At 42.7% G+C, this 16,500-nt stretch carries 19 protein-coding genes; 1 reads left to right on the top strand and 18 read right to left on the bottom strand.

Translation table 11 applies throughout. The features are described from left to right. Positions 1-48: 48 nt before the first annotated feature. The 9 genes from rsfS to PCY09_RS06125 form a co-directional block, all read right to left on the bottom strand. Positions 49-414, bottom strand: a complete 366-nt coding sequence (rsfS, locus tag PCY09_RS06165; RefSeq protein ID WP_125396886.1) for a ribosome silencing factor — start codon at positions 412-414, stop codon at positions 49-51. A gap of 9 nt (positions 415-423) precedes the next feature. Further along, on the bottom strand, positions 424-927 hold the full coding sequence (locus PCY09_RS06160; protein ID WP_125396885.1) for a cysteine hydrolase family protein: 504 nt from the start codon (positions 925-927) through the stop codon (positions 424-426). Continuing rightward, the gene (gene yqeK, locus PCY09_RS06155; protein WP_125396884.1) at positions 924-1,523 is read right to left on the bottom strand and encodes a bis(5'-nucleosyl)-tetraphosphatase (symmetrical) YqeK; all 600 of its coding nucleotides are present in this window, start codon (positions 1,521-1,523) and stop codon (positions 924-926) included. The genes PCY09_RS06160 and yqeK overlap by 4 nt, the downstream gene beginning before the upstream one ends. Next, positions 1,520-2,152 carry a nicotinate-nucleotide adenylyltransferase gene (locus tag PCY09_RS06150; RefSeq protein ID WP_061597263.1) on the bottom strand — a complete coding sequence of 211 codons (633 nt, stop codon included), beginning with the start codon at positions 2,150-2,152 and terminating at the stop codon, positions 1,520-1,522. The genes yqeK and PCY09_RS06150 overlap by 4 nt, the downstream gene beginning before the upstream one ends. 28 nt (positions 2,153-2,180) lie before the next feature. Further along, on the bottom strand, positions 2,181-2,492 hold the full coding sequence (gene yhbY / locus PCY09_RS06145) for a ribosome assembly RNA-binding protein YhbY (protein ID WP_002896287.1): 312 nt from the start codon (positions 2,490-2,492) through the stop codon (positions 2,181-2,183). Positions 2,493-2,599: 107 nt separating this feature from the next. Then, complete coding sequence (gene yqeH / locus PCY09_RS06140; protein ID WP_061601522.1) at positions 2,600-3,706, bottom strand: ribosome biogenesis GTPase YqeH; 1,107 nt, start codon at positions 3,704-3,706, stop codon at positions 2,600-2,602. Positions 3,707-3,708: 2 nt separating this feature from the next. Beyond that, a complete protein-coding gene (locus tag PCY09_RS06135) occupies positions 3,709-4,236 on the bottom strand; it encodes a YqeG family HAD IIIA-type phosphatase (RefSeq protein ID WP_061601523.1) in 528 nt (175 codons plus the stop codon). Positions 4,237-4,410: 174 nt separating this feature from the next. Further along, a complete protein-coding gene (locus tag PCY09_RS06130; RefSeq protein WP_227250342.1) occupies positions 4,411-5,100 on the bottom strand; it encodes a hypothetical protein in 690 nt (229 codons plus the stop codon). A gap of 43 nt (positions 5,101-5,143) precedes the next feature. After that, positions 5,144-5,839, bottom strand: coding sequence for a hypothetical protein (locus tag PCY09_RS06125; RefSeq protein ID WP_227250343.1), 696 nt, complete (start codon positions 5,837-5,839; stop codon positions 5,144-5,146). 194 nt (positions 5,840-6,033) lie between these two features. Here PCY09_RS06125 and PCY09_RS06120 point away from each other — a divergent pair, with 194 nt between their 5' ends. Next, positions 6,034-6,660, top strand: coding sequence for a TVP38/TMEM64 family protein (locus PCY09_RS06120; protein WP_046165068.1), 627 nt, complete (start codon positions 6,034-6,036; stop codon positions 6,658-6,660). Positions 6,661-6,719: 59 nt separating this feature from the next. Here PCY09_RS06120 and PCY09_RS06115 read toward each other — a convergent pair whose 3' ends face one another. From PCY09_RS06115 to codY, 9 genes are all read right to left on the bottom strand, one after another. Continuing rightward, positions 6,720-7,631 carry a DMT family transporter gene (locus tag PCY09_RS06115; protein WP_061601524.1) on the bottom strand — a complete coding sequence of 304 codons (912 nt, stop codon included), beginning with the start codon at positions 7,629-7,631 and terminating at the stop codon, positions 6,720-6,722. A 98-nt stretch (positions 7,632-7,729) separates the two neighbouring features. After that, a complete protein-coding gene (locus tag PCY09_RS06110) occupies positions 7,730-8,776 on the bottom strand; it encodes a 2,3-butanediol dehydrogenase (RefSeq protein WP_125396883.1) in 1,047 nt (348 codons plus the stop codon). Between the two features lie 231 nt (positions 8,777-9,007). Further along, the gene (locus tag PCY09_RS06105; RefSeq protein WP_061601526.1) at positions 9,008-9,301 is read right to left on the bottom strand and encodes a hypothetical protein; all 294 of its coding nucleotides are present in this window, start codon (positions 9,299-9,301) and stop codon (positions 9,008-9,010) included. Between the two features lie 93 nt (positions 9,302-9,394). After that, complete coding sequence (gatB, locus tag PCY09_RS06100) at positions 9,395-10,828, bottom strand: Asp-tRNA(Asn)/Glu-tRNA(Gln) amidotransferase subunit GatB (RefSeq protein ID WP_061583333.1); 1,434 nt, start codon at positions 10,826-10,828, stop codon at positions 9,395-9,397. After that, positions 10,828-12,294, bottom strand: a complete 1,467-nt coding sequence (gene gatA, locus PCY09_RS06095; RefSeq protein ID WP_061601527.1) for an Asp-tRNA(Asn)/Glu-tRNA(Gln) amidotransferase subunit GatA — start codon at positions 12,292-12,294, stop codon at positions 10,828-10,830. The genes gatB and gatA overlap by 1 nt, the downstream gene beginning before the upstream one ends. Continuing rightward, a complete protein-coding gene (gatC, locus tag PCY09_RS06090) occupies positions 12,294-12,596 on the bottom strand; it encodes an Asp-tRNA(Asn)/Glu-tRNA(Gln) amidotransferase subunit GatC (protein ID WP_005591696.1) in 303 nt (100 codons plus the stop codon). The genes gatA and gatC overlap by 1 nt, the downstream gene beginning before the upstream one ends. 203 nt (positions 12,597-12,799) lie before the next feature. Beyond that, positions 12,800-14,536, bottom strand: a complete 1,737-nt coding sequence (aspS, locus tag PCY09_RS06085) for an aspartate--tRNA ligase (RefSeq protein ID WP_061601528.1) — start codon at positions 14,534-14,536, stop codon at positions 12,800-12,802. Between the two features lie 402 nt (positions 14,537-14,938). Continuing rightward, positions 14,939-15,496 carry a cysteine hydrolase family protein gene (locus tag PCY09_RS06080; protein WP_061601529.1) on the bottom strand — a complete coding sequence of 186 codons (558 nt, stop codon included), beginning with the start codon at positions 15,494-15,496 and terminating at the stop codon, positions 14,939-14,941. Further along, complete coding sequence (gene codY / locus PCY09_RS06075) at positions 15,496-16,284, bottom strand: GTP-sensing pleiotropic transcriptional regulator CodY (protein ID WP_008808441.1); 789 nt, start codon at positions 16,282-16,284, stop codon at positions 15,496-15,498. Before codY ends, PCY09_RS06080 begins: the two co-directional genes overlap by 1 nt. Positions 16,285-16,500: the final 216 nt, after the last annotated feature.

Raw genomic sequence — 16,500 nt, 5'->3', positions numbered from 1 at the left:
AGCAGGCTGACTGAGCCGAATTCTGCTTTCTTACCTAAAGGCAAAAAATCACTTATTCTTTTCTTCCAATAAGGCTGCAACATCCACACCAGTTGCTTCGTGCCACAACTTTTCCAGATTGTAATGCGCCCGCATTTCCTCAGAAAAGACATGTACGACGATGCCTCCCAAGTCTAAGAGTACCCAACCACCAGCTGCGTCACCTTCAACATGACCAGCAGAAACCCCAGCCGCAGCAGCTTTCTCACGGATATTTTCAGCGACCGCATCCAGCTGACGACTGTTCATAGAGCTGACGATGACAAAGTAATCTGTCACAGTAGTCAGAACTTGCAAGTCCAAAGCCACAATATCTTCTGCACGCTTTTCATCGGCCGCCTTCACGACCAGTTCTAATAATTCTTGTTCTTTCATAGTTCCTCTTTAATTAAAAATGTTTTTGTAATCTCGAACATCCGCAAAACGCTCATCCCAAATGTCCTCATAAAATTCATTTATCGTTTCTGCTGGAATGCCATCACCATCAAACGTTGTGCAAGTTCCTTCTGGAACAATAAGCTTATAGCCATATTCAAAAGCAACCTTGACAGAGGTATCCACACAATATTCCGTCTGCATTCCACATAAAACTAGACGACCAATATCTTCTTTATCCAAGTAGTCTTTTAAACCAGTCTCTTTAAATATACTATTATACTTCTTCTGAAAGACCTTTTCGTCTGACTTTCGATTCAAGAGAGGAGACAACTGCCAAACTTCCAATGCGCTGTCTTCTGGATTTTCAATATGCTGAATATAGATAATTTCGACACCTTTACTCCTAGCCTGATGCTGCAGAAAGGAAATTTTATCCATCATTTTATCAGACTGAAAACCTGTCTCCACTAAGATATTTTGTACATCTATAATGATTAGAGCTGTTTTCATTCTTCTATTTCCTTCAAATATCCTACAAAGGCATTATAGGTCTCCAAGGTCTGCGGATAGATGGGCATTCCTTTGTGAGCCAAATGCTCCACAGTCCTTGCGGTTTCATAGGCCACAGCTTGGTTGAGCGACCGCTTAGCCAGCTCTCTGGCCTTGTCCACTCCCGGAAAGTCCCGATTGTGCTCAATGTAGTCAGCTACGTAGACCACCTTGTCCAGCTCAGACATGGTGCCACTACCCACTGTATGGATTTCAATGGCCCGCAGTATCTCAGCATCTTCGATGCCTAAATCTTCCTGAATCTTGTAAATACCCACCATCCCATGCCAGACATTATTGCCCCAGTTTTTTAAGTCCGGATCCAGCCGGTATTTGTCAATCAAGGATAGAAAATCCTCGTCCGAGACCTTCTTAGCATAGTCGTGCAAGAGTCCTGCCAGACCTGCTTTTTCGACATCAAGACCGAAGCGCTCCGCTAATTCACGGGCAGCCTTTTCCACACCCAGACAATGGCGCAGGCGTTTCTCAGGCATGACTGTTTCCATCTTAGCCAGCAAAGCTTCACGGCTCATGCTGATATAGCTTTCATAGGTCATAGGTAAAGCCCTTCTTTCTCGATATAGTCTAAGACTGGCTGAGGCAGTAGGAAATTAGGAGTCCGTCCCTGAGACAGGAAATCCCGCACCATGCTGGAGGAAATATCCATAAGGGGCACATCCACCCAGATAACGGGGTAAGAAGTCCCCGCCTTGTAGCGCGGCCGCTGAACACCAACAAACTGAACCAGTTCAACCAGCTCATCAATCCGGTACCACTTGGGCAGGTAGTCCACCATATCCGCACCGATGATAAAGTAATAGTCCGTATCTGGATGCTGCTCTGTCAGTTGCTTCATGGTGTCGTAGCTGTAAGAAATTCCCTTGCGCTCCAGCTCAATAGTTTCAATCCCTAAGCCTTCAATGCCCTCAATAGCCAGCTCCAGCATTTTCAGCCGATGCTTTTCATCAATGGTCTCTTTCTTGTCCACATGGGGTGGCTCGTACTCAGGCATGAGTAGGACCTGATCCAAGCCTAACTGTTGCCGGACCTGATCCGCCACGACCAAATGAGCATTGTGGACAGGGTTGAAATTCCCACCTAAAATGCCAATCTGCTTGCGTTTTTTATCTTTAACTTCTGGTTCTAATTCCACCTTGGTAAAGGGGGTCAGTAATTCAATAGCCATAGGCTGACATCTCCACAGAAATTTTTCCTTAAATTTGTTTCACTTTAACAGAGAGTTTGCGATTTTCCTTCTTGCTGGACTGCTTGTAGAGAATCAAGATCCGGCCAATCTTCTGTACCGTATCCACTCCGATTTCTTCTTCCAGAATCTCAGCGACCTCGTGGATATTCTCATCTGTATTCTGCAAAAGTGTGACCTTAATCAGTTCTCGAGCATCCAGTGCCTGACGGACGCTGGTTTTGATTTGGTCGTTGAGTCCATTTTTCCCAATCTGAATGATAGGTTTGAGACTATGTGCCTGACTGTTGAGAAAGGCCCGTTGTTTTGATGTTAGTGTCATGTTCTTCTATAAGGCTTGAAACAGCTAGGATTCGCTTTACTCCCCACTATTCATGGCCTTTTCCTTCCTTATTTTAAGGAGATTTATTCCCCTTTGTTTCTTGAGTATTATATAATCGCTTTCCGAGTGACAACCGCCACACCTTCTGGTGCCCATCCAGCTACTCGAGCAGGACCACTGACGCGAATCCAACCCAAACCTGAGAAGACGATATCTGTCTTATCCTTAATGATAAATTCATGCTTGACTAAGGCTGGAAATTCTTCCTTTTCCTTGCCAACTGGCGGCACCAAGAGACTGCCGACATGCTTGTCATAAAATTCGCTAGCACCTTGCAACTTGGTACGGTGGAGCTTAAGCTCATTGTCAAAATAAGCCGTGAAGCCTTGCTTGTCTCCTGCCACAAAATCAAAACGGCCTAAACCACCCAAAAAGAGGGTTTGTTCTGGATTGAGCTGGTAGGTTTTGGGTTTGATTTCCTTTTTGGGACTGACGTATTTGAGATTCTTAGCAGATAGATAGTGAGCCATCTGGTGACGATGGATGATACCCGGCGTATCATAGATATGACTGCCATCCGCCAAAGGGATCTCGATTTTATCCAGAGTCGTACCTGGGAAGCGCGAAGTCGTAATAATATCCTTGTCGCCTGTGATTTCCTGAATAATCGCATTAATCAAAGTGGATTTGCCCACATTGGTCACGCCGACCACATAAACATCACGCCCCTTACGGCAGTGCTCAATTTTGTCAATCAAGTCCTTGATTGCCTGCTTGTTCTGAGCAGAGGTCAGGACCACATCGACTGGACGCAGACCTTCTTCGTGAGCCCGCTCCGTCAGCCATTGGGTCACCTTGCCATCCTTGACCGACTTAGGCAGAATGTCCTTTTTATTCCCAACCAAAAGAACATCGTTTCCAGCAACAAAACGAGGCAGGCCAGGAATAACCGAGCCATTAAAGTCAAAAACATCGATAACATTGACGACCAAAGCATCACTATCTCCAACCTCATGCAGAAGCCGTAGAAAGTCATCATCCGTCAGCTGGACGTCGCTGATTTCATTATAATGGCGCAGGCGGAAACAGCGTTGACAATAGAGTTTGCCTGTCTCCAAGCCTTTTTCTAGAGCTGACTGAGGCGTGTAGCCTAGCTTGCCCTTATCTTCTGTCTGAATAGTGGCTCCGCAGCCGATACAGAGAAGTTCTTCCATGCTTAAATTCCTTTTTTGTATTGAATTGGACCGTATTTTTCATTGATTTTCTTGAGCACACGGCGTTCACGCGCCCGATTGATCTGAGTCTTGATAGAGTCGTGCTCAACCAGTGGTTTGACCAAAATCGAACGAATCCCAGCCCGATGAGCCGCCCGAATATCCGTCATGAGCTGGTCGCCCACCATGACCACTTCCTTTTTTTCAAAATGAAAAAGCTTGAGCGCTCGGTCAATTCCCCAAGTGAAGGGTTTCATGGCCCAGTAGACATAGTCAATTTCAAACTTTTCAACAGCCCGCTTGACCCGTTTTTGGTTATTATTAGACACTACGATAATTCGAATACCCGCGTCCCGTAAATCATTGAGCCACTTCTTCATTTCTGGGGTTCCGTCAGGATTATTCCAAGCAATCAGGGTGTTATCCAAATCCACCAAAACCGCTTTGATCCCCTGTTTTTTCAAACTCTCTACTGTCAAATCGTAAACTGCCTCAACCGCAAAGTCCGGCATATAATCTTCAATCGCCACATCTCTCTCCAAAAATTCGTATTCTCATTATTATAGCATAAAATAGGCTTTTTGGCACTCATGGTCCTCTTTCTTCTAGAGTAGCTAGGTGATGTTCACTTTTCTATTTTCCAAGCAAATAAAAATAGCTCCCCAAATGGAAAGCTTTATTTTAAAATGGGACAAAGATTATGCTCACAGTTTAGGCCCGTGACCATCTTTTTCTTTCCGTAATTTTAATTCATAAAATTTTTGAAGATCGAGAATAATGCCGGTAGCACCCTCTGCTTCATCTTTTTTAATGTGAAGCACCTTAGAAAATTTCTGAAAATCCTTCTCCTCAACACCCGGTGCAATACGAATGTCAACAGATTGCCATTCACCGTTTTTCTCTTCGTAGCCCACTAAAGCAACTAGAAATGCTTTCCCTATCGTCTGCTCACCAGCTAAAGAGTTTGCGATATCTGCAAACAGAGCGTCATAATAGGTAGGATTAGATAGAGCAAATACTAAAATATCATCTCTCTTTAGCTTCCCATCGACACTATCTAAGGGGATTTCATCTACATGCTCCAATATCGGTAGAACAGTTTCATGCCTTAGTGAAGCGACCATCAAAGAATCGTTGTATGGTGAATCTGGATTCATAATTTTATCATAACTGTAGGCATACTCGGCAGCTATACAAAGAATGAACATTAAAAATGGAATACAGATAAGAACTAAAATGAGTTTTTTTCTTCTGACTAAGGAGTTAAAAAAAATATAAATAGGAAGAATTGATAGAACTAACAAAATGACGAAAAAAACGCCAAATACTTTCTCAACATGACCGAAAGCAATCTCCCATAATTTTTGATGATATAAGTTTAAATATTCTTCCACTATAACTCTCCTAACTCATAGAATTCTTATCTTGGACACAAACTTACTCACAGTCCAGACAGTAGCCGTCTTTTTCTTTCCGTAATTTTGATTCATAAAAATCTTGAAGTTTATAAATAATACTGGTAGCACCCTCTGCTTCATTTTTTTTTATGTGAAGAACCTTAGAGAATTTCTGAAAATCCTTCTCCTCAACACCTGGTGCAATGCGAATGTCAACAGATTGCCATTTACCATTTTTCTCTTCGTAGCCTACTAAAGCAACTAGAAAATTTGTCCCTACCCTCCACTTGTCTACTAAAAACGGTGCTATACCACCAAACAAACTATCATAATATGTAGGATTAGGTGCCGCAAATACTAAAATATCTTCTCTCTTAAGCTCCCCATCAATACTAGCTAAGGGGATTTCATCTACATGCTCAAATATCGGTAGAGCTCTTTCACTTTTTAATGAAGCGACCATTAAAGAATCGTTGTATATTGAAGCTGGATTCATAATTTTATCATAACTATGGGCATACTCCGCAACCATACAAAGAATGAAGATGAGACACAACGGAATACATGTAAGCGATAAAACGAGCTTTTTTCTTTTTACCAAAAAGTCAAATGAAATATAGATAGGAAAAATGGATAGAACTAACAAAATGACGAAAAAAACGCCAAATACTTTCTCAACATGACCGAAAGCAATCTCCCACAGTTTTTGATGATATAAGTTTAAATATTCTTCCACTAGAGCCCCTCCTGACACTCTGAAATTTTAATCTAGATATATGTAATCTTTCCAATTTTTGCACAATTATAGATTATTGTCAATTGCTTATATAATTTTATCATCTTTTAGAATTTTGGGCGCTCACAGCCCAAAGCTTACAAAAAACGTAAAACATGCTATAGTAGAATTAGTTTATTTCATTGGAGGAGAGTATGTCAGAGAGAAATCGACAATTACAGGCTGTGTCCCCTTTTTTACAAAAAGTTATTAATTGGTCTTCTATTATTGGAGCTGTTGGGACTATCGCCTTTTGTATCTGGGCTTATCAAGCCGGAGTTTTACAATCAAAAGAAACACTCTCTGCTTTCATCCAACAAGCAGGCATATGGGGACCCCCACTCTTTATTTTTTTACAAATTTTGCAAACTGTGGTCCCAATTATTCCTGGTGCTTTAACCTCAGTTGCTGGTGTCTTTATCTATGGGCATATTGTAGGAACCATCTATAACTACATCGGTATCGTCATTGGTTGCGCCATCATCTTCTACCTGGTTCGAATCTATGGCCCAGCCTTTGTTCAATCCGTTGTCAGCAAGCGAACTTACGACAAATACATTGGCTGGCTTGATGAAGGCAATCGTTTTGATCGTTTTTTCATCTTTATGATGATTTGGCCAATCAGCCCCGCAGATTTTCTTTGTATGCTGGCTGCTCTGACCAAGATGACTTTCAAGCGCTATATGATTATTATCATTCTGTGCAAACCCTTCACACTAGTTGTTTACACCTATGGTTTGACTTATATTATCGATCTCTTCTGGCAAATGGTCCCCAAATAAACAGACCAAAATCAGAAAACTAAAAGACCGAGGCAAATGTCTCCGTCTTTTTTGTATCTTTATAAAATTCCTTTTTTCCTTTGAATAAATAAATCTTTCAGGGAAATTAACATAACAGCAGCTAGAATTATAGCCATTCCCAGAAAATCCAAGGCATAAAAATGTTCTTGCATAATTAGAAAGGCAAAGAAAACAGCAGAAATCGGCTCAATTGAAGCCAGTAAGCTTGATTTTACCGGGCCTACCAAACTCGTCCCTTTCAAGAAGACGGTGTAGGCAAAAATCGTTCCAATCACGATAATACCGAGCAAGGCAAAGAGAATATCCAGGCGAAACTGCCATTGATGCTGAATGAGCCCACTGAAAGGAAATAACAAAAGACCTGCCATGGTCATGCCAATTCCAATGACCAACATACTGCCCCATTTCTTAATCAAATCAATGGGCAAAAGGATATAGAGCGAATAAGTAAAGGCCGAAAAGAGACCAATAAGCAAACCTTTAGGAGTCATAGAAAGCTGATTGAGCTGACCATGAGTGGCAATCAAGAAAGTCCCCCCAATCGCTAAAAACATGGAGCATACTTCGGAAACTGTTGGGGCGACCTTGTCTTTGATACAGGTGTAGGCTAAAATTCCCACAGGACATAAATATTGTAGCACTGTTGCTGTTCCTGCATTTGTTTCATGAATAGCCTCCAAATAGGCGTATTGATTAAGAAAAAGACCAAACAAAGCAAAAACAAAGATCATCACGAGTGATTGTTTATCCTTCCAGATCTGACCAAATGACTTGGGATCAGCAAAATAAGCCATCCCCATCAAAGCAAGACCCGCCACTAATAAGCGAAAGTTGGTCAAACTCAGAGCAGAAAATCCGTGCACCATTAAATATTGACCACTTGTTCCAGACAGCCCCCAAGCTGTCCCAGCCACTAGTGTATAAATGGTCCCTCTTACTGTCTTAGACATCCTAAATTTCTCCCCTATTACTTTGTTTATTATAGCATAAACCATAAAGAAAAATCAGCCAATTTTGACTGATTTTCATATCATAGTTAAGCAAAAATTTATTCAGGGGATACCAAAATTTTAATCTGAGCCTTATCCTGAGTCAGCTCGATAAAGCCTTCTTGCACAATATCCTCCAGCTTAATCTTCTTGGTCACAAGCTTATCCGCAGAGAAGTAGCCTTGCTCCATCAGCTCCAGCACCTTAGGGAATATATGCCGATAGGCGATAATACCCTTAAGCGATTTTTCTTGAATGGCAAATTCATTAGGGTTGATGCTAGCTTCTCGTTCCCAGATAGAAACAACCATACATTCTCCAGCCTTGTGGACAGAAGCCAAAGCTTGTCCCAGCACAACTGGCACCCCAGTTACTTCATAAGACACATCTGCTCCACCACCCGTTAAACGCTGGATAGCAGCTACCACATCTTCACCTTCTTCTGGTCGCACAATGATGGCCCCAAGCTCCTCTGCTTTTGCTTGGCGCTCTGGAGATAACTCGACACCATAAATCTTAGAGGCACCGGCCGCCCGCAAAGCCTCTACAATCAAGAGCCCGATTGGTCCCAAACCAAATACAACCGCTGTATCGCCCGTCTTAAGAGCTGACTGACGAACTGCATAAACTGCCACAGCAGCAGGCTCTGTCAAGGCTGCCTGCTCATAGCTAAGACTATCTGGAACTTTGTGAACAATGTCTCCATCCAAAACACAATATTTAGCAAAACCACCATCAGCCGCCAAACCGACAAAGTTTAGATTGGGGTCCAGATTGTAATCACCGACAAGATTATGCTTAGCTAAAATAGGCTCAACTGTTACCCGATCGCCAACTTTGACCCGTGTTACGTCACTTCCAACCTCAACAATTTCCCCAGCAAACTCATGTCCCAAGGTTACAGGCGCTTTCTGTCCAGAGTAGACATGCTCTGTTTCTGTCGGAATAAAAATTGGTCCGTCCAAGTATTCATGCAAGTCAGTTCCACAGATTCCTGTATACTTGACCGCAATCTTGACCTGATGCGGTTTGACTTCCGGTACATCCACCTCTTCAATGCGAACATCTTTAGCGCCATACCAACGAGCAGCTTTCATTTTTGCCATAAACATACCTCGCTTTATAAATTATTAGCTAAATTGTAAGCCTTTTCATTTTTCTTGTCAAATGATTAACACAATCTCAGAAAAAAAGTTTTAATTTTAAAAATTTGATACTTCTAATCATATCACTTTATTTGTTATAACCGTAGATGAGACAAAAAATCAGTCACTTTTGACTGATTTTTCTATAGTTTAGAAAATCTTAAATACCGCTCCTGCTACAATTTGGAAATATTAACCCTCTATTTCAAGAAGTAAATAAGGTAAGCCTAAGATAGTCCCAAGAATTCCTAGCATAACACGAATTCCAGAAGCTTTAACAAGTACTTTTTGCCCATTTTTTACTTGAATTTTATGAGACTTCATAAAACTTTGTCCAACCTGTAGCTCAACACTGTCTCCCTCAAATGCCAGAGTTTTGCTTTCATTATTAGAAAGTTTATCTACAAGTTCACCATTCAGATATACTGCTACTTTTTGTGCAACACCAACTATACCCGTATCACGCGTTATTGTAATTTCCGACATAACTAACTCCTTTGATTTTTATCTATTCTATCATATCTGATATTCCAAGAAAAAGCAAAAAAACCAGCCTCACGACTGGTTTTCTACTTATCTCTAAAGTTTCTCCAACTCTTCGTTCAGCAGTTTTTGTGCTACTTGTGGGTTGGCTTGGCCCTTGGTTGCTTTCATGAGCTGACCGATCAGGGACTTAGCCGCATTCTTATTGCCACCCTTATAGTCATTGATAGCTTTTTCGTTGTTGGCAAATACTTCTTGGATGATTGGCAGAAGCTGGGCAGGGTCTGAGATTTGAATCAATCCTGCTTTCTGTACATACTCTTTTGCAGAGCCGCCATTTTTAGCCAGATGAACAAAGACCTTCTTAGCAATCTTAGAAGAAATCGTTCCGTCTGCAATCAAGTCAATCATTTCAGTTAGGTTCTCAGGCGTCAGCTCAATCTCAGAGATGGTCTTACCTTCGGCATTGAGGTATTGAGCCACTTCTCCTTGGAGCCAATTAGAAACAGCCTTAGCGTCACCACCTGCCGCAACAGCTGCTTCAAAAAAGTCTGACACAGCCTTGGTCGCGGTCAACTGCTTGGCATCATAGTCAGACAGACCGTAATCGCCCACATACTTAGCCCGGCGTTCTTTTGGAAAGGCTGGCAGGCTGCTGCGTACTTGCTCAATCCAAGCATCCTCAATCTCAAAGATAGGCAGATCAGGCTCTGGGAAGTAACGGTAGTCCGCTGAACCTTCCTTAACCCGCATGAGTAGGGTTTCGCCAGTTGCTTCGTCATAACGACGGGTTTCCTGACGGATTTGGCCACCGCTGCGTAGGATTTCAGCCTGGCGTTTTTCCTCAAATGCTAGACCCTTGCGGACAAAGTTGAAGGAGTTAAGGTTTTTCAGCTCAGTCTTGGTACCAAACTCTTCTTGGCCGTAAGGACGGATAGAAATATTGGCGTCAACACGCATGGAGCCCTCTTCCATCTTGACATCAGAGATCCCAGTATACTGGATGATTTCCTTGAGAGCAGTCAGATAGGCATAAGCTTCTTCTGGACTGCGCATATCCGCTTCGGATACAATCTCAATCAGTGGCACTCCTTGACGGTTGAGGTCCACATAAGAGTAGCCATCGCTGCCGTGGGTATTCTTTCCGGCATCTTCTTCCAAGTGGGCCCGCTCGATACGGATTTTCTTGGTCGTCCCATCTTCTAGCTCAATCTCAATCCAGCCATTGTAGCCAATGGGCTCATCAAACTGAGAAATTTGATAGGCTTTTGGATTGTCCGGATAGAAGTAATTCTTGCGGTCAAAGTGCATCTTCTGGTGAATATCCATGTTCAAGGCCAGAGCAGCCTTGATTCCATAGTCAACGACACCCTTGTTCATAACAGGCAGAACACCTGGGAAGGACCAGTCGATGATATTGGTGTTGGCATTAGGATCTTCACCGAAGTGAGCTGGAGCTGGTGAGAAAATCTTTGAATTGGTCTTCAATTCAACATGGACTTCCAGTCCGATAACTGTTTCAAAGTTCATTATTTTTCACCTCCAAAGATAACTGGCTGCTGTTTGTGATAGTCAGTCGTCGCTTCAAATGCTGCGGCTGCCTGATAGATGGTCGCTTCATCGAAGTGGTTCCCAATCAGCTGCAAGCCAACAGGAAGACCATCTGCAAAGCCAGCTGGGATTGAAATGCCAGGTAGGCCAGCCAGATTGACTGGAATGGTCAAAAGGTCAGCCAGATACATAGCCACTGGATCTTGGTTTTGACTGCCCAAGTCATATGCTACTGTTGGTGCAGTTGGACCTAAGATCAAGTCATATGTTTCAAAAACCTTAGCAAAATCTTGCATAATCAAGGTCCGAACCTGACCAGCTTTCTTGAAGTAAGCATCGTAGTAACCAGATGACAAGCTGAAAGTACCCAGCATGATCCGACGTTTCACCTCTTCACCAAAGCCTTCGCTGCGAGATTTGACATAGACATCTTCTAGATTTTCAATGCCTTCTGCACGATAGCCATAGCGAATACCGTCAAAACGTTGCAGGTTAGAACTAGCTTCAGAAGAAGCAATGATATAGTAAACAGCCACGCCGTACTTGCTGTGAGGTAGGCTGACTTCTTCAACGATAGCTCCCAAGCTCTCCAAGTGCTTCGCTGCTGCCAGTATCGTTTCCTTGACCTTGCTGTCAATTCCCTCACCCATGTATTCCTTAGGCAGGGCAATCTTCATTCCCTTTATGTCTTGGCCAATCTTGCTGGTAAAGTCTGGCACTGCTTCTTGTGATGATGTAGAATCCTTAGGATCATTACCAGAAATAACATTCAGAAGCTGTGCATTTTCCTTAACCGTTTGAGAGAAAGGCCCAATCTGGTCTAAAGAAGAACCAAAAGCAATGAGCCCAAAACGGGAAACCCGTCCGTAAGTTGGCTTGAGGCCGACTACACCGTTAAAGGAAGCCGGCTGGCGAATAGAACCACCCGTATCAGAACCCAGTGATAGACGGACCTGACCAGAGGCAACAGCTGTCGCTGAACCACCAGATGATCCACCAGGAACCTTGCTGCTGTCCCAAGCATTCTTAGTCGTCTTAAAGTAAGAGTTTTCGCTAGAACCACCCATGGCAAACTCGTCCATGTTGGTCTTCCCAACGATAATCATATCCTTACCATAGAGCTTCTCTACACTGGTCGCATCGAAAATCGGCTTATAGTTGTAGAGCATTTTAGAGGCAGCCGTCGTCAAAATCCCCTTGGTTGAGATATTGTCCTTAACTGCCAGCGGAATTCCGCTCATGAGATTGTCAGCATCAATGCCCTTGGCATCTAGAGCCGCAGCCTGAGCCAAAGCCTCCTCTTCGCTGACAGTAATGAAGCTGTCTACAGCTCCTTCACGTTCTTTGATATCCGCCAAAGTTGCCTGAGTTAACTCTACCGCAGAAATTTCTTTATTGACCAGCAAATCATGCAACTCTTCAATGGTCTTGTGATTAAAAGTCATTAGGCATCTCCTCCGTCATCTAGGATGGCAGGCACTTTGATGTACCCCCGCTCTTTTTCAGGCACATTTTGGAAAAGCTCTTCCCGATTCCAGCCTGGCTGAGCCACATCTTCTCGCATATAGTTGATATTAGCAGCTACATTAGAAGTGAAAGGCACACCCTCTGTATCCACTTCATTGAGCAATTCAACCATATCAACAATCTTAGACAAGGTCGTTGCAAACTCAGCTGTTTCTTCTGGTGAGAAAGCCAGTTTTGACAACTTAGCTACATGACTTACTTCTTCTTGAGTAATCTTCATCTCTGATTCCTTTCGTAGAATATATGAGTTTTAGCGACTGAAAATAAGAATTTGAGATGAGTTCTTTATTTCCAGAGCTTAGCTCACGTTTGATTTGATAAGCTAGCGGACACCGATTTGTTTAGCATCCACTAACTCCTTTCTTGGGCTTATTCCTGCTATCTTTCAGGAATTCGCATCATTTCATTTTACCATATTTGGCTCTATTTCTTCAATTCCAAATGCAATTCTTTTACCTGTCTTTGGTCAACCAGACTCGGACTTTCCAGCATAGGATCAAAGCCTGTACCATTTTTTGGAAAGGCGATGACCTGGCGAATATTTTGCTCTCCAGCCAAGATCATAACTAAACGATCCAATCCTAGAGCTAAACCACCATGTGGCGGGAATCCGTATTCCAAGGCTTCCAAGAAGAAACCAAAGTCACGTTCATAGTCTTCTCGGCTCATGCCTAAAAGCTCAAACATAGCTTCCTGAGCCTTCCGATCATGAATCCGCAGACTTCCTCCGCCAATCTCATAGCCGTTCAAGACGATGTCGTAAGCGTGGCTGCGGAATTGACCTGGCTCCTGGCCTTCTTCAAAGATTCCCTGTGTGAAAGGATGGTGCATAGCTTGATAGCGATTTTGGTCTTCATTCCACTCCAGCAGTGGCCAATCTACAACCCAGAGGAAATGAAGCAGACTCGGATCAATCAAGTCTAAAGCTTTTGCGACTTCTAGGCGAAGATGTCCCAATGCTTCCTGAGCTCGACGCTTCTTAGCCATGACTAGCAGAATCAAATCTCCATCCTTGGCCTCAAAACGTGTCAGTAACTCCTGACTTTCAGCTTCAAAGGTGCTAGCCAAATCACCAACCAACTGGCCATTTTCAACCTTGAGGCTGGCAAAACGGCTACAACCAAATTCCTTCATTTCCTGATAGTAGTGACTTAGTTGCTTTTTGCTAAAAGCACTAGCCGCATCTGGCACACAGATTCCCATCACTTCCTCTTGGTTATCCAAGGCTTTCTTGATAAGAAGCGATTCATTGGACTGGCATAAATCCGTCAAATTCTTCAGCTCTAAACCAAAGCGTGTATCTGGCTTATCAGAGCCGAAACGACTCATAGCTTCTTCATAGCTGATCGTCGGAAAAGCTTCCGTCAGCTCTAAACCATGAGTTTTCTTGACAACAGCCTTGAGCATAGCTTCAACCAGAGCTCGGATTTCTTCCTCGCTTGCAAAACTCAACTCTAAATCCACCTGGGTAAACTCTGGCTGACGATCGCCTCGCAAGTCTTCGTCACGGAAGCATCGAACAATCTGATAATAGCGCTCAAGGCCAGCTCCCATAAGCAACTGCTTGAGCATCTGCGGGCTCTGTGGCAAGGCGTAAAATTGATTTTTAAAGATCCGACTAGGAACTAAGAAGTCTCTAGCACCTTCAGGAGTTGACTTAGTCAGATAAGGCGTCTCAACTTCCAAAAAGTCCAAACCATTCAAATATTCTCGAATAGTTGAGGTGACCTGATGACGAACTTTAAGGTTATGTGTCATCTTCTCACGGCGCAAGTCCAGGTAGCGGTATTTCTGACGCAGGTCTTCCCCTGTATGAGCATGCTGATCTAGCTCAAAAGGCAGGGCCTTGCTACCAGCAATGACTTCAATCTTTTCAGCCCTCAGCTCTACCTGACCAGACTTAATGGCCTTATTAACAAAACGCTCTTCACGCTGAACTACTTGTCCAGTCACTGCAATAAGATCTTCCTTGCCGATTTCTTCCAGCTTAGCAAAATCTTCAATCTCTCCGCTAACAAAAACCTGAAGTAAGCCCTCACGGTCCCGCAACTCAATAAAGGCCAGCTTACCGTGATTGCGGATATTTGCCACCCAGCCTTGTGCTGTCATAGTCTGTCCAACTTGCTCTAAACCATAGTTTCCGATAAAAATTTCTTTCATCTCTTCCTCTTTCTTTATACTCTCATTTGGTGAAAGTTTCTTTTTCTATATTCTTGCATTCCCATACCAATAGCCCACCAAATCATTATAGAAATCCATTGTCGGCTTCCTTGTTGGTTGATCAAAAAGCCTTGGATAGAACTTCGTTGTCTATTTTGAATGAAATCTTAGAGATATAGAAAAAACCACAGCTTCCTCTGTAAAAACAGACGAAAACCGTGGTACCACTGTTATTTGCCACCTAAAAAGGTAGCCTCTAAGCTCGTAACGTGAGCAACGTTTGCGCTTTATCACGCAAAAGATTATGAAACATGTTCTTCGAATTGTGCTTTCTTGGCGCTGCTCTCAGCTTCCAGCGCTCTCTGTGCAAGTTAGCATACCTACTCTGTTTCTCTTTTACTTTTAAATTGTTTCTATTATAGTCGAACCTAGTACATTTTGCAAGTGATTGAGGGCAAATTTGTGATTTTCCTCTGAAATCGAAGCAACAGCCGGCTCTATCACTTGGATATGGTAGCCTAAATTATAGGCATCAATTGCCGTATGCATAACGCAAATATCCGTCAAGACTCCTGTCAAAATGACCGTATCTACATGCCTTTCTCTCAAGCGAATATCTAAATCCGTCCCAGAAAAAGCAGAATAGTGGCGCTTATCCATCCAAAAGACCCGAGAATCTCCTTTATGTTTCTCATAGAAATCTGCCAAAGGTCCATATAAGTTTCGACCACTAGTTCCCTTGATATTGTGGGGTGGGAAAAGCTTGCTTTCAGGATGAAAGGCATCGTTCTCATCGTGGGCATCAATAGTAAAGAAGATATAATCTCCACGCTCAAAGGCCGCCTCAGTTACTTGGGCAATGGCTTCAGAAATTGCCTGAGCAGGCGCTCCTGCAGTTAATTTACCCTCATCTGCTACAAAATCAACTGTATAATCAATGGAAATTAGCGCTTTTGCCATCAGTAGTCCCTCTTTTTTATTTCCTCAAAAACATCTGGAATCAGCACTTTCAGATAGGTCCCTTTCATTCCCAAAGACCGGCTCTCAATGATCCCAGCACTCTCTAGCTTACGCAAGGCATTGACAATAACAGACCGCGTAATTCCAATACGGTCAGCAATGACAGAAGCTGTCAAGTGGCCTTCATTCCCATTTAGTTCTCCTAGGATGGCTGAAACAGCCCGTAATTCTGAATAAGACAAAGTGTTTACTGCCATTGTCACTGCTGTACGACGACGGATATTCTTTTCATCTTCTTCTCTTTGGAAATTCAATAACTGAATGCCCACAACGGTACTTGAAATTTCTACTAAGACCAAATCATCATTATCAAATTTCTCGTCATTTCGCCAAATAATCAAGGAACCCAAACGAATCCCTGAAACATGAATTGGTGCAATAGTTGTCAAACCATCTGGAAAATCCGACTGTGTCTCAACCGGAAAGATGGATAATTCATGCTCGACTGGCAAATTAGCCTCTGTATCGTAAATTAAATTAGCAGAACGAATATAATCATCTGGGAACATTTTAGTTTGGTAGAAGGCCTCTACACGGTCATTATTTGTTTTGTACCGCATAAAGTAACCCAACAAACGTCCCTTGCTATTAACAATACAAGCATTACAGTCCATAATTTCTGCCAACTGTCTTGTAATGTCATTGTATGGCAACTCTTCTTGAAGTTGCTCTTCAGAGCGCTTCAAAATAGATGTAATTTTTCTTGTTTTTTCTAATAAATGTGCCATAAGCCACCTCGTATTTAGTCCGATTGATTATATCATAAATTGACAGAAATTTCAATAATTATCTGAAAATTGCCTATTGAATAATAATTCTTTACATTTTATCCAGCGAACGATTTTAGTTCCTTCAAAACCAACATATTTTTGAAAACAGCGCGAGGTCCTGATTTAAATTTATTGGGATTTCAACGCTTCTTTTTTTGAAAGATAAAAGGAAGC

The organism is Streptococcus sp. SG2 (assembly GCF_030439925.1).
Taxonomy (GTDB): Bacteria; Bacillota; Bacilli; order Lactobacillales; family Streptococcaceae; genus Streptococcus; species Streptococcus gordonii.
This window is presented reverse-complemented; position numbering and strand designations above follow the sequence as displayed.